Below are 16,268 nucleotides of genomic sequence, written 5' to 3'. Positions count from 1 at the left end.
GAAGCGTACCGCCGCGGCGGGAGGGACTGCCCGCCGCGGGTCGTTTCAGCGGGCGGCGAGGTCGCGGCGGACGGCGACCGGGTTTTCGGCCCTGGAGCGCGGTGTGCCGCGACGGCCGAAGGCGGCGAGTTTGCGTTCGGCTTTCTCGTAGCGCGTTTCGCGGTAGCCCTTGATGCCATCGAGCCGGCGTAACGCAAGCCCAACGTCGGTCTCGCGGGGTATTTCCTCGAGCAGCAAGGTGCGGACATGCTCGGCGATCTCGCGTTCGCGCCGGTGCCAGCCCGGCAGACGGCGCAGAAAACGGCAGTGGCGCAGCAGGCGCAGCATCCACGGCCGGGATTCGAGCGTGATTTCGATGCGTTTGCCAAAGAGTTCCAGGCGAGGCCGGTTGGGATGCGACACGCGCAGGCTGCGCCCGAGCCGGCCGTAGGTATGCTGGCGTTTCGCTACTTCGAGCGGCGAGACGAGCGCATGGGCGATGAATATTTCGTCCTTGACGAAATGCGTCCTGGTGAGCACGCGCAGCGCGAGCGCCCGGTGCTCTGGCGCGTAGCGTTGCACCACGCGTGACGCCTCGCTCAGGTAGCCTTCGAGCGTGGCGCCGCGGTCGTAAAGGAGCAGATCGTGGACGTAGCGGGCGAGGTGGGTCGGTGGCACTTCGGGAAAGAGGTGGGTCAAGCGCTGCAAGGCGTCTTCGAAGCGCGCGAGCAGCGCGTCGGCCGATGTCCACGGCGGGAGGCTCTCGACGAGACTGGTGCGCAGCAGCGCGAGTTCGGCTTCGGGTTCGTCCGCGGGCATCGGCTCGGGGCCGGTGGCAAAGAGTTTTCTGCCCAGAAGGAAGGCTTGCCAGTTCGCGGTGAGCTCGCGCGAGGGGAGGGCACGTTCGAACGCCGCGCGCATCGCTTCGAGGGGGAAAGGGATCGCTCCCGCCTGCCAGGCGGCGCCCAGAAGGAGCGCCGGGGCATAGACGCTTCTTCCCAGCCTTTGCCCCGCGGTGCGCCGTGCCGGCAGGAGATGCAGGCGCTCGCCGAGCGCGCGCCGCAACGACTCGTGCAGCCGCTGCGGGGTGAGCGGCGGCTCGCGTTCTCCTTCGTCGAGCATCAGCGAGAGGGGAAGTTGCATGTCCTCTTCGCACAGTGCCAAGCCGTGGGGGGCAAGCCAGGCGAGGGAATGCGCACCGTCGAGCAGATCGGCAGCGAGCAGCAAGTCGGCCCCGCCCCGTGGGGTGACCGGATCGTTGGCTGCATCGGCGCGGCACAGCGCCAAATGACTCGTCACTTGGCCGTTGCGCTGCGCCAGCCCCTTCTGGTCGATGAAACTGAACCCCAGCGTCTCCGGGAGCGCGAGTGCCGCTTCGGCCAAGACGCGGGTGATGGTGGTCACGCCCGAACCGCCCACGCCCGTGACCACGACGCGCCAGGTATTGCCCGCGACGATATCTTCCAGCGTCTTGCGCAACGAAGGTTCCGCAAGCCCTTCGGCCCCGATCGCCTCGTCGTGGCGCGCTACCGGCGGCAGAAAATCGATGACTCGAATCTTCTCGAAGCTGGGGCAGGCGAGGATCTTGGCGCAATATCCGTCGGCGACGCAGATCTGCGGGTCGATGCTCACTTTGGGACCGTAGGCATCTTCGGTACGGGACAAACCGGGGCAGCCGGTGGCCTCGACGCAGGCGCGGCAGTCCTCGCAGGCCGACGTATTGACGCGATAGAACACTTTCTCTGGCAGCGGCTTGCCTTGGGCGAGCGTTTTGCGTTCGTATGCCCGTAGGCGGGCATGGTAGGTCAGGCCGCATTCCTTGCGCGAGACGATCACCTTGGTGCCGGGGCGCCGGACGTAGTCGGCGAGCAGGTTGAGGTAGAAATAACGATCGCTCGGATTGACCTCGATCGCCTCGGTTACGCCCATTGCACGCACCATGCCCAGAATGTCCTGCTGCGGCCGACGTAAGCCTTCCACCGACTCGCCGCTGCGCGGGTCCACCTGATGGCCGGTCATTGCTGTGACACCATTGTCGAGTACGATGTAGGTCACGTCATGCCCCAGTTGTACCGAGTTGGAAATGGCGGTCACCCCCGTGTGGAAGAAAGTCGAATCGCCCATCAGTACCACCGACGGGGTCCCGGTGAAGAGGTCGGTGCCGGCACCGACGGCTCCGCCCTGGCCCATGGCGCCGATGTCGTGCATCTCGCCGAAGGGCGGCAGGAAGGAGAGCGAATAGCACCCGACGTCGCCGTGGGTCACGAGCGGGATGCCGACGCGCTCGAGGCTACGGCGCACGGCCTTGAGCACACTCAAGGTTTCGCGGTGCGGACAGCCGGGACAGAACGTCGGCAGGCGCGGCGGCAGTGTCTCGGGGAGCACGATGGGCTCGGCCGGGCGCCGCGGGCGTGCCGCCGGATGCAGACGCTGCAGCAGCACCTCGATCCGCTCACGCAGGATCTCGTGGCTCAGCCCGCCGTCGGCGGGGAACCCCTCTTTCTCCTCGTCGGGAAAACGGAACCGCTTGCCCATGACCCGGACTGCGAGCCCGTGCGCCTGGCATAGCGCCGCCACCTCTTGCTCGAGAAATCCGCGTTTTTCTTCGACGACCACCACCGTACGGCGGCGTACGAGCCAGGGTACGAGCGCCGACTCGACGAGGGGCCAGGAACCGGCCGGCCGGTAGAGGGCCACTTCTTCGCCCAGGCCCAGTTCATCGAGTACCTGCCGAAGGCGCGGGTAGACCGGGCCGGCGGCGATGAACCCGATCTCGGCGGTCTCGTCTCCCTCGCAGCGATCGAGGGACAGTTGGGCGAGCACCTCGAGCGCTCGGGGAAAGCGCACCCGGATCATCTCGCGATCGGCCACGCGAGAATTGGGCGGAACCATGACGTTGCGCGTCAAATCGAGCGTGTCGGGGTCGAAGCGGGCAGCGTCGCGAGGCAACGGTACCCAAGGGCGAAGGCGTACCCGGCCTCCGCCTTCGGCGAGGAAGGTGGGCACCACCACGCCGACGTAGAGCGAGGAGCGGCGCGACAACGTCAGGGCGAGGGCGATGCCGTCCTTCAGTTCCTGTGGTGTGGCCGGCTCGAGGAAGGGAATGTGCAGATGTTTGAAGAGATAGCGCGAATCGGCCGGCGTGGCCGTGGACTGACACCAAGGATCGTCGCCGACCACGACCACGACGCCGGCATGGCACGGGGCGCCGCTGATGGGGTCGATGGTGCGCGGGCCGGGATCGGCGAAATTGCCCACCGAGAGGGCATCGGCGGCCACCTGGAGTCCCATCGACTTCATCGCCAGCAGACAGTCACGCCCGGCCTGTCTTGCGCCGGCAGCCATCGCTGCGGCGTTGCCCTCGTTGTTGGCGATCGCCACGCGCACGCCGTGCCGTGTGAGTTCTTCGCGTCTGGCCTGAAGAACGTTGAAGAAATCGGCCAGCGGCGAGCCAGGATAGCCGGTGTAGAGCGATACCCCCGCTTCCAGCCCTCCTTGGATGATCAGTTCGTTGCCATCGAGGATCCGGTATTCCATGACCTCCTCCTTCATCTCTCTTTTGGGGCTGTTCATGTACTGGATTTATACGTATATTGACGAGAAAAATACAGGGATAGAAAAGTGATCTCTGAGTCGGTACAGAATGGCTTTTTTCATGCCTGTACCGGTGAAAAAAGCGCGAAACTGAGCCGGTCAGTGGAGAAACGAATGGAGGATCCAAGGTATCGCCGTCTAGCCTGCGAGCTCGCCGAGCGCATCCGCGAAGGCGTCTATCGTCCAGGAGAACGTTTCCCTTCGCTGCGCAAGACGGTCGAGCGCCATGGCGTGAGCTTGACCACGGCGCAGAGCGCCTATGCCCTGCTCGAATCCTGGCGCCTGATCGAATCGCGTCCGCGCTCTGGCTACTATGTGCGCGACGCCATCGCACCGCCGGTAGAACCTTCCCCGGCGCCGATGCAGCCGCCGGTGGCGGTGGAGATTCGCCACGAGGCGGCCGAAGTGCTGCGCCTCTGTCAGCGCGAGGGGGTACTCGATCTGGGAACCGCCATTCCGTCGGCCGAATTTCTGCCCGTGGAACGTCTGCGCCGGGCGATAGGCAGGGTGGTGCGCGAGCGCATGGCCGAAGTCGTCGGCATGCAATTCTCCGCCGGCATGGCCTGCCTGCGACGCGAGCTCGCAAAACGCATGGCAGACGCCGGCTGTGCCGTCTCTCCCGAGCACATCGTGGTTACCAACGGCGGTCAGGAGGCATTGCTCTTGAGCCTGCGGGCGATGACGCGTCCGGGCGACACCGTCGCCGTCGAGAGCCCCACCTACGTTGGGTTGCTGCAAGCGCTCGAATCCCTCGGCTTGCACGCACTGGAGATTCCTTCCCATCCGCGTGAGGGCGTCAGCCTCGAGGCGCTCGAGCTCGCGTTGGCGCAGTGGGAGATTCGCGCCTGCGCCTTCATGACGGCCAACAGCAATCCCTCGGGGGCCAGCATGCCGCTCGAGCACAAGCGCCGTCTGGTGGAGATGCTTGCTGAGCGCGGCATCCCACTGGTCGAGGACGACGAATTCGGGGATCTGGCCGAAGCGGGACGGAGGGTGCCGGCGGCCAAGGCCTTCGACCGCCAGGGATTGGTCTCCTACTGCGCCTCGGTCTCCAAGTCCTTGGCACCCGGCTTGCGAGTGGGATGGTGCGTGCCCGGCAGATTCCAGGACGAAGTCATGTTCATGAAGTCGTTCAGCAGCGTCAGTACGCCGGCGCTGTGCCAGATGGCGGTGACCGAAATGATGGCCGACGGCAGCTACGATCGCCACCTGCGCCAAGCGCACACGCGCTACGCCGCCCAGGTGCAGCGTTTTTCCGCGGCCATCGCCCGCCATTTCCCGCCGGGCACGACCGTGAGTCGACCCACGGGAGGATTCGTCCTCTGGGTCGGGTTGCCGGAAGAGAGCGACGCGACGGTGTTGTGCCGGCTCGCCCTGCGCGAAGGGGTCGGCATCATGCCAGGACATCTCTTCTCCGCCTCGGGGCGATACCGCAACCATCTGCGGCTCAATTGCGCCGTGCCATGGAGCGAACGCGTCGAGCACGCCTTGATGACGCTGGGCCGTCTGGCTGCCTCCGCAGAGGTCGTTTCGCGGTAAGCTCCTTCTTTTTTGCATTGTCTGAGGATGATCGGATGAAGGTGCTGGTGACCGGCGCGGCCGGCTATATCGGTTCGCACACCTGCGTGGAACTCTTGGCGGCGGGCCACGAGGTGGTGGCGCTCGACAATTTTTCCAACAGCCACCCTGAGGCGCTCGCGCGCGTGGCGGAACTGGCCGGGCGCGCGCCGACGGTGATCGAGGCCGACGTGCGCGACCGCGACACGCTCGTGCGCGTACTCGAGCGGCACGGCTGCACGGCGGTGATCCACTTCGCCGGCTTGAAGGCCGTGGGCGAATCGGTGGCGCAGCCGCTCGCCTATTACGACAACAACGTGCTCGGCACCCTGAGGCTGCTCGAGGCGATGCAGGCGTGCGGCGTGAAGACGCTCGTCTTCAGCTCCTCGGCCACGGTCTATGGCGAGCCGCAGCGTCTGCCGCTTACCGAAGATCACCCCTTGAGCGCCACCAACCCGTACGGCCGCACCAAGCTGGTGGTCGAAGAGATGCTGCGCGACCTCTTCTGCGCCCAACCCGACTGGCGCATCGCCCTGTTGCGCTATTTCAACCCCGTGGGCGCGCACCCTTCTGGGCGCATCGGCGAGGACCCGGGCGGCGTGCCCAACAACCTCATGCCCTACGTGGCCCAGGTGGCGGTGGGGCGACTGCCGAAACTGCGCGTCTTCGGCAACGACTACCCCACGCCCGACGGCACGGGGGTGCGCGACTACCTGCATGTGGTCGACCTGGCTCTGGGACACTTGGCGGCGCTGCGCACCCTCGCCGCCGAGCCGCCGCAATGCCTGGCGGTGAACCTCGGTACGGGAGGGGGCCATAGCGTGCTCGAACTCGTGCGCGCCTTCGAGCAGGCGAGCGGCCGCGCGATCCCTTACGAGATCGTTCCGCGCCGCCCAGGCGACGTCGCTGCCTGCTGGGCCGATCCGAGCCTGGCGGCCGAACGCCTCGGCTGGCGCGCCACGCGCGGGCTCGAAGAGATGTGCCGCGACGCTTGGCGCTGGCAGCAGGCCAATCCTCATGGCTATTCGAAGACCGTAGGATAAAGGGATTCATATGGCAAGTCTTTGATGTTTTATATAAAACTCATGACTTGCGGGGTAGAATCACCCGATCTCCCTTCCTGTTTCCTGGATCATGAGCGTGAACGACCGTATCCTCAATGCCCAGCTGCGCGGCAAGATCATGTCGGCCGACGAGGCCGCGGCCCTGATTCCTTCCGGCGTGAACGTCGGCATGAGCGGCTTCACCGGTGCCGGCTACCCCAAAGTGGTGCCGGCGGCGTTGGCCAAGCGCATCCTCGACGCGAACCTGCGCGGGCAGCGTTTCAAGATCAGCGTATGGACCGGCGCCTCCACCGCTCCCGAGCTCGACGGGGCCCTGGCCATGGTCGACGGCATCGAAATGCGCCTGCCTTACCAGTCCGACCCCACCTGCCGCAAGCGCATCAATGCCGGCGAGATGGAGTACATCGACATTCACCTCTCCCACGTGGCGCAATTCGTCTGGGGCGGTTTCCTCGGCAAGCTCGACATCGCCGTGGTCGAAGTGGCGGGTGTCACCGAAGACGGCCTGCTGATCCCTTCCTCCTCGGTGGGCAACAACAAGACCTGGCTCGACCAGGCCGAGAAGATCATCCTCGAGGTCAATGCTTGGCAAAATTCCGCGCTCGAGGGCATGCACGACATCTACTATGGCACGGCGCTGCCGCCGCACCGCAAGCCCATTCCCATCCTGAAGTCGGACGACCGCATCGGCATCCCCTACTACCGCGTCGATCTCGATAAAGTGATCGCGGTGGTGGAAACCAACCATCCCGACCGCAACACCCCCTTCTCCCCGCCCGACGAGAATTCGCGCCGCATCGCCGGCCACATCCTCGAATTCCTGCAACACGAGGTGAAAAAAGGGCGGCTGCCGGAAAACCTCCTGCCGCTGCAATCGGGCGTGGGCAACGTGGCGAACGCCGTGATGGCGGGGTTGCGCGACGGCCCCTTCGAGAATCTCACCGCCTACACGGAGGTGTTGCAAGACGGCATGCTCGAGCTGATCCGCTGCGGCAAGCTCACCTGTGCCTCGGCCACTTCCTTCTCCCTCAGCCCGGACGCGCTCTCCGAGCTCAACGCCAACCTGAAAGACTTCAAAAACAAGATCCTGCTGCGGCCGCAGGAGATTTCGAACCATCCCGAAGTCATCCGGCGCCTGGGCGTCATCGCCATGAACGGTCTGATCGAGGCCGACATCTACGGCAACGTCAACTCGACCCACATCATGGGTACCTCGATCATGAACGGCATCGGCGGCTCGGGCGACTTCGCGCGCAACGCCTTCATCTCGATCTTCATGACGCCTTCGAGCGCCAAGGGCGGCACCATTTCCTGCATCGTGCCCATGGCCTCGCACGTCGATCACACGGAACACGACGTGCAGGTGATCGTCACCGAACAGGGCTTGGCCGATCTGCGCGGCCTCTCGCCCAAGCAGCGCGCCCGCACCATCATCGAGAACTGCGCCCACCCCAACTTCAAGCCGGCGCTGCGCGAATACTTCGAGCGGGCGTTGCGCTATTCGCCGGGTAAGCACACGCCGCACCTGCTCGACGAGGCGTTCACCTTCCTGCCCAACTGGATGGCGAACAAGGCCGCGCGCGAAGCCTGGCGCGACGATTCGCTGGTGCAGGCCGACGCCTGGCGCAAGTAAGGGAGGCTACCGCCCCGCCCGCGGCGATTTCTTCACGAGCGCTCGGTTGCCGCAACGGGGCTTCGAAGCGGCATCGCCTGCTCTGGTCGGAGGATGGCAAGCCGTGGTGCGATGCGGCGGTGGCGCGCGAGGCGCAAGAGCGCCTTGTCGCGGGTAAGCAGCAAGGGCGCGTAGGCGAGCGCGCAGACGAGGAATTTCTGGTCGTCGGGATCGCGGCAGCGTGCCGGGGCTTCCAGTTCGGGAAGGGGAAGCTCGCGCCGCAGCGCTGCGTAGGTGGCTCGTGCGGCGGCGGCGCGCAGCGGGTCGAATTCGGGACGTGCGAGCACGCATTCCCATTCGGCGCTCATCGGCGCGGTGGCGACCGGCATGAGGCGGCCGGAGGCGAGCGCCGCGGCGAGCGGCGAAAGCGCCGGGTCGGCGAAATACCACAGCGCCAGCGCCACGTTGGTGTCGAGCACCACCGCCGTCGCGCCGACGGCGGTGGGGGCGGTTTCGTCGTTCAGATGCGTACCTTCACGTAGGAGCCGGGAGCATCCTCGATCACGGGAAGTTTCCCGTTGGCCGGGTCGCGCGCCGGCACGCGCGTGTCGTCCTGCGCCGCCAGCCATTCATTCCAGTTGGGCCACCACGAACCGGGGTGATGTTCGGCGCCGCGCAGCCATTCTTCCGGATCCTCGGGCAGCGGCGTGACCGGGTTGGTCCAGTAACCGTACTTGTTCGCCGAGGGTGGGTTGACGATGCCGGCGATGTGGCCCGAGCCGCCGAGCACGAAGCGCACCGGCGCGCCCGTGAGCCGGCGGGCACCCTTGTACGTGGTGCGCCACGGGGCGATGTGGTCCTCGACCGCGGAGATGAAGTAGCAGGGGTGCTTGATCTTGCCCAGGTCGATCGGCGTGCCGAGGATCTCGATTCCGCCCGGTTCGACGAGCTTGTTCTCGATGTACATCTTGCGCAGATAGAAGCTGTGCATCGCCGCAGGCATGCGGGTGGAGTCGGAGTTCCAGTACAGCAGGTCGAAGGGGAAGGGTTCCTTGCCGAGCAGGTAGTTGTTCACCACGAAGGACCAGATGAGGTCGTTGGCGCGCAGCATGTTGAAGGTGGTGGCCATCTCCGAGCCTTCGAGGTAGCCGCGCTCCTGCATCTTCTTCTCCAGCGCCGCCACGGTCTCGGGCGTGGTGAAAACGCCCAGTTCGCCCGGCTCGGAGAAATCGATGAGAGTGGTGAGGAAGGTGGTCGAACCCAGGCGCTTTTGCCGTTTGCCTGCCAGGCAGGCGGCAGCAGTGGCGAGCAGGGTGCCGCCCAGGCAGTAGCCGGCGGCATTGACGACGCGCTCGCCGGTCTGCTCCTCGATGGCGTCGAGCGCGGCGAGCACGCCTTTTTGCACGTAGTCTTCAAAGGTGGCCTGGGCGAGGCGCTCGTCGGGGTTCACCCAGGAGAGGATGAACACCGTGTGCCCTTGGTCGACCAGCCATTTGACGAGCGAATTCTGCGGCCTCAGGTCGAGGATGTAGTACTTGTTGATCCACGGAGGGACGATGAGGAGCGGCCGCTTATAGACCGTCTCGGTGGTGGGGGTGTATTGGATGAGCTGCATGAGCTCGGTTTAGTATACCACCTTGCCCGGGGTGGTGGCGATGTTCTTGCCCAGCTCGAAGGCGCTGGTGTCGGTCATGCGGATGCGCAGCTGACCGCCGCCTTCTTCGAGGTCGCGCAGGAGATTTTTCAGCCCCCGGACGAGGTTCTGGCCGTGGGTGCGCAGGGTTTCGCGGAAGACTTCGGGGTTGGTGAGGGCGAAATTCGACGGCGAGAGGGCATCGATGAAGTTGCGGGTGAAGAATTCGATGCGCTTCTTCGTGCGCTCGTCCGCGCCCTTGATGTCGCTGACGACCTCATGGATACGGCGCGCGGCGATGAGGTAGGACTGCTTGATGTAGTCGAAGAGGAAGTGCTCTTCCCAGTCCGGGTCCTTGAAGCGGCGGTCGCCCTTTTCCGGTTCGACCACGGGCGGAGTCTTCATGCCCATGAGCTTGAGCATGGAGCGCTGCCACAGGGTGAAGTAGTCCCACATCAGGTTCATCTGCGCCTGGGCGAGACGGTAGGGGTTGGCGAGCAGCCGCGCCATCATCTCCATGTAGGTCTGCGCGATGCCGACTTCGTCGGCCGGCGGATGGATTCCCTCCTTGAGCTGCTTGCGCATGGTCTCGCCCAGCAGCCGGGCGGCGCGCTCGGCCACTTCGGCGTAGATCTTCGCCATTTCCTGGGGGTTGGGGAACTCGGGGGTGACCGGCGGCGGGGCGGCCGGTTTTTGTGCTGGGGTCTGGGTCTCGCTCATCTTTGTTCCCTTGGTGCTCGTTCTCGTTCAGGGGGTCGGGCCCGTGCGCACGAAGCGCTGCCGGCCGTCGGGGCCGCGCAGCCGCTCGGCGCGTCCGAGCGCGACCAGGTGGTTGAGGTGGGCGAGCGCCTCGCCGAGCGCGAACACGACCTGGTGCGTGTCGAGCGCGCGGGAAAAGAGCGTCGGGATCACCTCGGCCGCCGTCTTCGGCGCATCGAGCGCGGCTTCGAGCACCGCCAGGCGCTCTTCGTGGTGCGCGCGCAGCTGGGCGATGCGCGCGTGCAGGCCGACGAACGGCAGTCCGTGCGATGGTAGCACAAGGGTATCTTCCGGCAAGGCTTCGAACCGCCCGAGCGAGCGCAGGAAGTCCGCGAGCGGATCGTCTTCGGGCGAGACGGCCCAAACGCCGACGTTGGTGGAAATCTTGGGCAGCAGCATGTCGCCGGAGATGAGCAGTTTCTGCGAGGGGCAGTAGAGGGCGACGTGCTCGGGCGAATGGCCGCAGCCGGTGATCACCCGCCAGGTGCGACCGCCGATGACCAGCTCGTCGCCATCGTGCAGGCGATGGAGGCGCTCGGGCAGACGTGGGGCGCCGCGGCGGTAGGCGTTGCCGCGCGCTTCCAGGGCCGTCGCGCGTTCTTCGTCGAGGCCGTTTGCGCGGAAGAGGGAGAGCATGGCCTCGACCGAATGACCGGCGACGCCGTGCCAGACGGCATGGCCGGTGAGGAATTCGGAATGGCTCATCCACAGTTCCAGCCGCCATTCGCGCATGAGCCAGTCGGCCAGGCCGAAGTGGTCGGGGTGGAAATGGGTGACGATGAGGCGGCTGGGCAGACGCAGGCGCAACGCTTCGCGCCAGGCTGCCTGCACTTGCGGTGAGGCAAAGCCGGTGTCGACGAGCGCGACCTGGTTCTCGGCATCGTCGATCAGCCACAGGTTGATGTGATCGAGCGCGAACGGCAGAGGCATGCGCAGCCAGTGCACGCCGGGAGCGACGGTGGCCACCTGTCCGAGCTCGGGGGTGGCGGGATGTGGATAGCTGAGTTCGGTGTGCATGTGGTAATGTTCCGTTGACGTCAACGGAAACCAGTCTACCGGAAAAACGACGAGGCGAGGATGAGCCGGACACAGGATTTTTTCACCATCTCGGATCTGGCGCGGGAATTCGGCATCACGCCGCGCACGATCCGCTACTACGAAGATCAGGGGCTGCTGCAGCCGCGCCGCGAAGGGAGGATGCGTATCTACGGTCGCGCCGACCGGGCCCGCCTCAAGCTCACGCTGCGCGGCAAGCGTCTGGGGCTGTCGCTCGCGCAGATCAAGGAACTGATCGACATGTACGACGGGCGCCACGATTCGGCGCCGCAACTGCGCCGTTTCCTCAGCGTGCTCGAGGAGCGGCGCCGCACGCTCGAGCAGCAGCGGCGCGACATCGAGGCAGTGCTCGACGAGATCGGCATGCTCGAGCGCCAGTGCCTGAGCCTGCTGGGGCACGATGCCCAGGGGGCGGAGGCTGCACGACAGGAATTGCAGGCGCGCGTCGAGGCGGCGGCTTCTTGAGGGGGGCTTTGCAAACGGGCCGGATTGGTTTACGTTAACGTCAACGTCAACACCAAAGGAGGAGGAAACATGGAGACGGTCGGGCTCGACTTTGGGCTGGGAGAAACACACGACCTGCTGCGCCAGACGCTGCAGTCGTTCTGCGCCCAGGAGATCGCGCCGCGGGCGGCGCAGATCGACCGGGAGAATGCCTTTCCGCCGGATCTGTGGCGCAAACTGGGAGAACTCGGCCTGCACGGCATGACGGTGGCCGAAGAGTACGGTGGCAGCGCCATGGGCTATCTGGCGCACATCATCGCCGTGGAGGAAATCTCGCGTGCGAGCGCCGCGGTGGGGCTTTCCTACGGGGCGCATTCGAACCTGTGCGTCAACCAGATCCACCGCAACGGCACCGAGGCGCAAAAGCGTAAATACCTGCCCAAGCTCGTCTCCGGCGAGTGGGTGGGGGCGCTGGCGATGAGCGAGCCCGAGGCCGGTTCCGACGTGGTGAGCATGAAACTGCGCGCCGAGAAAAAGGGCGATCGCTACGTGCTCAACGGCAGCAAGATGTGGATCACCAACGGCGGGGACGCCGACGTGCTGGTGGTCTATGCCAAGACCGATCCGGCGGCGGGCCCTCGCGGCATCACGGCTTTCATCGTCGAGAAGGGGATGAAGGGCTTTACCGCCGGCAACAAGCTCGACAAGCTCGGCATGCGCGGCTCGAACACCTATCCGCTCTTTTTCGAGAATTGTGAGGTGCCCGAAGAGAACGTGCTCGGCAAGGTCAACGAGGGGGTGAAAGTGCTCATGAGCGGGCTCGACTACGAGCGTGCCGTGCTCGCCGGCGGACCGCTGGGAATCATGGCCGCGTGCATGGACGTGGTGCTGCCCTATGTGCACGAGCGGCGCCAGTTCAACCAGCCGATCGGCCGATTCCAGCTCATGGAGGGCAAACTCGCCGACATGTATACCACCTGGCAGGCCTGCCGCGCCTACGTCTATGCGGTGGGGCAGGCGCTCGATCGCAGCGAGCACAGCCGCAAGCTGCGCAAGGACTGCGCCGGCGTCATCCTCTACGCAGCGGAGAAGGCTACCTGGATGGCGGGCGAGGCGATCCAGGCGCTGGGCGGCAACGGCTACATCAACGACTATCCTACCGGGCGGCTGTGGCGCGACGCCAAGCTCTATGAGATCGGCGCGGGCACGTCCGAGATCCGCCGCATGCTCATCGGGCGCGAGCTCTTCGACGAGACGGCCTGATTATTGACGATACGAGGAGAAACACGATGACGCAGGACAAGCGGGCCGACGACGTGGTGATCGTCGGCGTGGCACGCACGCCGATGGGCGGTTTTCTCGGGGATCTGGCCGAAGTGCCGGCCCCGCGCCTGGGCGCGGCGGCGATCGAAGCGGCGATCGGCCGCGCCGGGCTGCCCAAGGAATCGATCGAAGAGGTGCTGATGGGCAACGTGCTGCAGGCTGGCGAAGGCCAGGCGCCGGCGCGGCAGGCGGCGCTGGGCGCGGGGCTGCCGACTTCGGTCGCCTGCACCACCGTGCACAAGGTGTGCGGCTCCGGCATGAAGACGGTGATGCTCGCGCACGACGCGCTCAAGGCCGGCTCCGTGGCGCTGGCGGTGGCCGGTGGCATGGAGTCGATGTCGAATGCCCCCTACCTGCTGCCCAAGGGGCGCACCGGCCTGCGCCTGGGGCACGGCCAGCTGCTGGATCACATGTTCTACGATGGCTTGGAAGACGCCTACCAGAAAGGGCGGCTGATGGGCACGTTTGCCGAGGACGCGGCGCAGCACTACGGGTTTACCCGCGAGCAGCAGGATGCCTACGCCATCGCCTCGACCGAACGCGCCCAGCGCGCGATCAAGGAAGGGGCGTTTTCCTGGGAGATCGTGCCGGTGAAAATCGCCGGACGCGGCGGGGAGCGCGTGGTGGAGATCGACGAGCAGCCGCTCAAGGCGAAGCTCGACAAGATCCCTTCGCTGAAACCCGCGTTTCGCGAGGGCGGTACCGTCACCGCGGCCAATTCCTCGTCCATCTCCGACGGGGCGGCGGCGCTGGTGCTCACCACCCGGGCCGAGGCCGAGCGCCTGGGCTGCAGGCCGATCGCGCGCATCGTCGGGCACAGCACGTTTGCCCACGAGCCGGCATGGTTCACCACCGCCCCGGTGGGGGCGATGAAGCGCCTCTTCGCGAAGACGGGCTGGGATGCCGCTTCGGTGGATTGCTTCGAGATCAACGAGGCCTTCGCCGTGGTGACCATGATCGCGATGAAGGAGCTGAACCTGCCGCACGAGAAGGTCAATATCCACGGTGGTGCCTGCGCCCTGGGGCATCCGATCGGGGCATCCGGCGCGCGCATCCTCGTCACCCTCATCGGGGCGCTGCGGCGTACCGGCGGGCGGCGCGGGGTGGCCAGCCTGTGCATTGGCGGGGGCGAAGCCACGGCGATGGCGATCGAGCTCGAAGGGAGCGTGGCTTGCGGCTGAGCCCCGTCGCCGGCGAGGCGACCCTGTCGGTCTATGTGAAACTCGTCGCGGCGATGTTGAGCTGGGGTGGGACCTGGGTGGCCGGCCGGGTGGTGGCGCAGGCGGTGACCACGCCCATTGCCGCGGCGGCGGCGCGTTTCACGCTGGCCGCGCTCGTGCTCGGCGCCGTGATGCTCGCCAAGGGAGAGCCGATGGGCGCGGACTCGTGGCAGCGAGCCTGGCGCTCGATCGTGGGCCTGGCGCTCACGGGGGTCTTCTTCTACAACCTGTGTTTCTTCTACGGCTTGAAGCACGTCGGCGCCGGACGCGGGGCGCTGGTGGTGGCCTTGAATCCGGTGGCGGTGGCGGTGCTGGCGTGGTGGCTTGGCGGCGAGCGCGCAAAGCCGCTGGCGGTGCTCGGGGCAGTGCTCGCCTTCGTCGGCTGTCTCACGGTGATCGGCAACGGCGATCCGCTCGCGCCGCTCGCCGGCCGCATCGGGCCGGGCGAGGTGCTGTTGCTGGGCTGCGTCGTCTGCTGGACGGCCTATACCTTCGTGGGCAAACGCGCCACGCGCCTCGTCTCGGCGCTCGCGGCCACTTTCTGGTCCTGCGTCCTGGGGGCGGTGCTGCTGTGGGCGGCGGCGCTTGCCACCGGCGGCATCGACTGGGCGCAGTGGAGCCCGTCGGTGTGGGCGGCGGTGGCTTTTCTCGGCGTCTTCGGCACGGCGATCGGTTTTACGTGGTACACCGACGCGGTGCGGGTGCTGGGGGCAGCGCGCGCGGCGATGTTCATCAACTTGGTGCCGCTGGCGGCGGTGCTGATGGCGGCGCTCGCCTTGGGCGAGGCGTTTCCACCCTCGGTGGCCCTGGGCGGCGCGGCCGTGCTCGCCGGGGTGTGGCTGACGACGACGCGGCGCTGAACGAAAACGACGAACGATGAAGGAGGGGGGGATGATCCTCGATTCGGAACACGAACTGATCCGCGACACCATGCGCGCCTTCGCGCAGGAAAAGCTTGCGCCGCATGCGGCGCGCTGGGACCGCGAGCACACCTTTCCCCGCGAGGCGCTGCGCGAACTGGGCGAGCTCGGGGCGATGGGGGTGACGGTGCCCGTCGAATGGGGCGGGGCAGGACTCGACTACCTGAGCCTGGTGCTGGCGCTCGAAGAGATCGCCGCCGGCGACGGGGCGACCTCGACGGTGGTGTCGGTGCAGAATTCGCTGGTGTGCGGCATCACGCTCGCCTACGGTTCGCTGCGGCAGAAGCAGGAATGGCTGCCGCGGCTCGCGCGCGGCGAGGCGCTGGGCTGCTTCTGCCTCACCGAGCCGCATGTGGGGTCCGACGCGTCGGCGATCCGCACCGTGGCGGTGCGCGAGGGCGACTCCTGGGTGATCGACGGCGTCAAGCAGTTCATTTCCACAGGAAAAAACGCCGACGTGGCGCTGGTGCTGGCGGTGACCGATCCGGCCGCCGGTAAGAAGGGGATTTCCTGCTTTCTCGTGCCCACCGACACGCCGGGCTATCTCGTCACGCGCCTCGAGGAGAAGATGGGGCAGCGCGCGAGCGACACGGCGCAGATCACCTTCGAGCGCTGCCGCGTGCCGCTCGATGCCCTGGTGGGTGCCGAGGGTGAGGGCTACAAAATCGCCTTGTCGCAGCTCGAGGCCGGACGCATCGGCATCGCCGCCCAGAGCGTGGGCATGGCGCGCGCGGCGTTCGAGGCGGCGCTGCGCTACGCGCATGAGCGCGAGGCTTTCGGCAAGCCGATTTTCGAGCACCAGGCGGTGCAGTTCAAGCTCGCCGACATGGCCACCAAGATCGAGGCGGCGCGTCAGCTGGTGTGGCACGCTGCGAGCCTCAAGGATGCCGGCCGTCCCTGCCTGCAGGAAGCCTCGATGGCCAAGCTTTTTGCCTCGGAAATGGCCGAATGGGTGTGCTCGGCGGCGATCCAGATCCACGGCGGCTACGGCTATGTGAGCGATTTTCCGGTGGAGCGCATCTACCGCGACGTGCGCGTGTGCCAGATCTACGAGGGCACGAGCGAGATCCAGCGCCTGGTGATCGCCCGCGGCCTGGCGGGCTGAAA

General features: G+C 66.5%; 11 protein-coding genes and 1 pseudogene. 8 read left to right on the top strand and 4 right to left on the bottom strand.

The window, feature by feature from the left end; all coding sequences use genetic code 11:
- Window positions 1-45 precede the first annotated feature (45 nt).
- On the bottom strand, window positions 46-3,516 hold the full coding sequence (locus OA56_RS00760; RefSeq protein ID WP_461583157.1) for a thiamine pyrophosphate-dependent enzyme: 3,471 nt from the start codon (window positions 3,514-3,516) through the stop codon (window positions 46-48).
- A gap of 171 nt (window positions 3,517-3,687) precedes the next feature.
- Here OA56_RS00760 and OA56_RS00755 point away from each other — a divergent pair, with 171 nt between their 5' ends.
- The 3 genes from OA56_RS00755 (at window position 3,688) to OA56_RS00745 (ending at window position 7,827) form a co-directional block, all read left to right on the top strand.
- Window positions 3,688-5,112 carry an aminotransferase-like domain-containing protein gene (locus tag OA56_RS00755; protein ID WP_461583156.1) on the top strand — a complete coding sequence of 475 codons (1,425 nt, stop codon included), beginning with the start codon at window positions 3,688-3,690 and terminating at the stop codon, window positions 5,110-5,112.
- A gap of 35 nt (window positions 5,113-5,147) precedes the next feature.
- A complete protein-coding gene (galE, locus tag OA56_RS00750) occupies window positions 5,148-6,173 on the top strand; it encodes a UDP-glucose 4-epimerase GalE (RefSeq protein ID WP_461583155.1) in 1,026 nt (341 codons plus the stop codon).
- A 91-nt stretch (window positions 6,174-6,264) separates the two neighbouring features.
- Window positions 6,265-7,827: an acetyl-CoA hydrolase/transferase family protein gene (locus tag OA56_RS00745; protein WP_461583154.1), complete on the top strand. Its 1,563-nt coding sequence runs from the start codon at window positions 6,265-6,267 to the stop codon at window positions 7,825-7,827.
- Between the two features lie 32 nt (window positions 7,828-7,859).
- Here the strand turns inward: OA56_RS00745 and OA56_RS00740 are convergent, their stop codons facing one another.
- The 3 genes and pseudogenes from OA56_RS00740 to OA56_RS00730 all read right to left on the bottom strand — a co-directional run bounded on the left by OA56_RS00740 (window position 7,860) and on the right by OA56_RS00730 (window position 11,215).
- A complete protein-coding gene (locus OA56_RS00740; RefSeq protein WP_461583153.1) occupies window positions 7,860-8,285 on the bottom strand; it encodes a PIN domain-containing protein in 426 nt (141 codons plus the stop codon).
- 41 nt (window positions 8,286-8,326) lie between these two features.
- Window positions 8,327-10,159 (bottom strand): annotated as a pseudogene (phaC, locus tag OA56_RS00735) (class I poly(R)-hydroxyalkanoic acid synthase).
- A gap of 27 nt (window positions 10,160-10,186) precedes the next feature.
- Window positions 10,187-11,215 (bottom strand): MBL fold metallo-hydrolase, encoded by a 1,029-nt coding sequence (locus OA56_RS00730; protein ID WP_461583152.1) that lies wholly within the window; start codon window positions 11,213-11,215, stop codon window positions 10,187-10,189.
- A gap of 60 nt (window positions 11,216-11,275) precedes the next feature.
- Between OA56_RS00730 and OA56_RS00725 the strand changes: the two genes are divergently transcribed.
- The 5 genes from OA56_RS00725 (at window position 11,276) to OA56_RS00705 (ending at window position 16,266) form a co-directional block, all read left to right on the top strand.
- Window positions 11,276-11,719 (top strand): MerR family transcriptional regulator, encoded by a 444-nt coding sequence (locus tag OA56_RS00725; protein ID WP_461583151.1) that lies wholly within the window; start codon window positions 11,276-11,278, stop codon window positions 11,717-11,719.
- A 69-nt stretch (window positions 11,720-11,788) separates the two neighbouring features.
- Window positions 11,789-12,961, top strand: a complete 1,173-nt coding sequence (locus OA56_RS00720) for an isovaleryl-CoA dehydrogenase (protein WP_461583150.1) — start codon at window positions 11,789-11,791, stop codon at window positions 12,959-12,961.
- A 26-nt stretch (window positions 12,962-12,987) separates the two neighbouring features.
- A complete protein-coding gene (locus tag OA56_RS00715; protein ID WP_461583149.1) occupies window positions 12,988-14,202 on the top strand; it encodes an acetyl-CoA C-acyltransferase in 1,215 nt (404 codons plus the stop codon).
- Window positions 14,193-15,101 carry a DMT family transporter gene (locus OA56_RS00710; protein ID WP_082438367.1) on the top strand — a complete coding sequence of 303 codons (909 nt, stop codon included), beginning with the start codon at window positions 14,193-14,195 and terminating at the stop codon, window positions 15,099-15,101. The genes OA56_RS00715 and OA56_RS00710 overlap by 10 nt, the downstream gene beginning before the upstream one ends.
- A 31-nt stretch (window positions 15,102-15,132) precedes the next feature.
- Window positions 15,133-16,266, top strand: coding sequence for an acyl-CoA dehydrogenase family protein (locus OA56_RS00705; protein WP_461583148.1), 1,134 nt, complete (start codon window positions 15,133-15,135; stop codon window positions 16,264-16,266).
- Window positions 16,267-16,268 lie beyond the last annotated feature (2 nt).

The sequence above is a fragment of the Tepidiphilus sp. HLB4 genome, from assembly GCF_054823945.1.
This window is presented reverse-complemented; position numbering and strand designations above follow the sequence as displayed.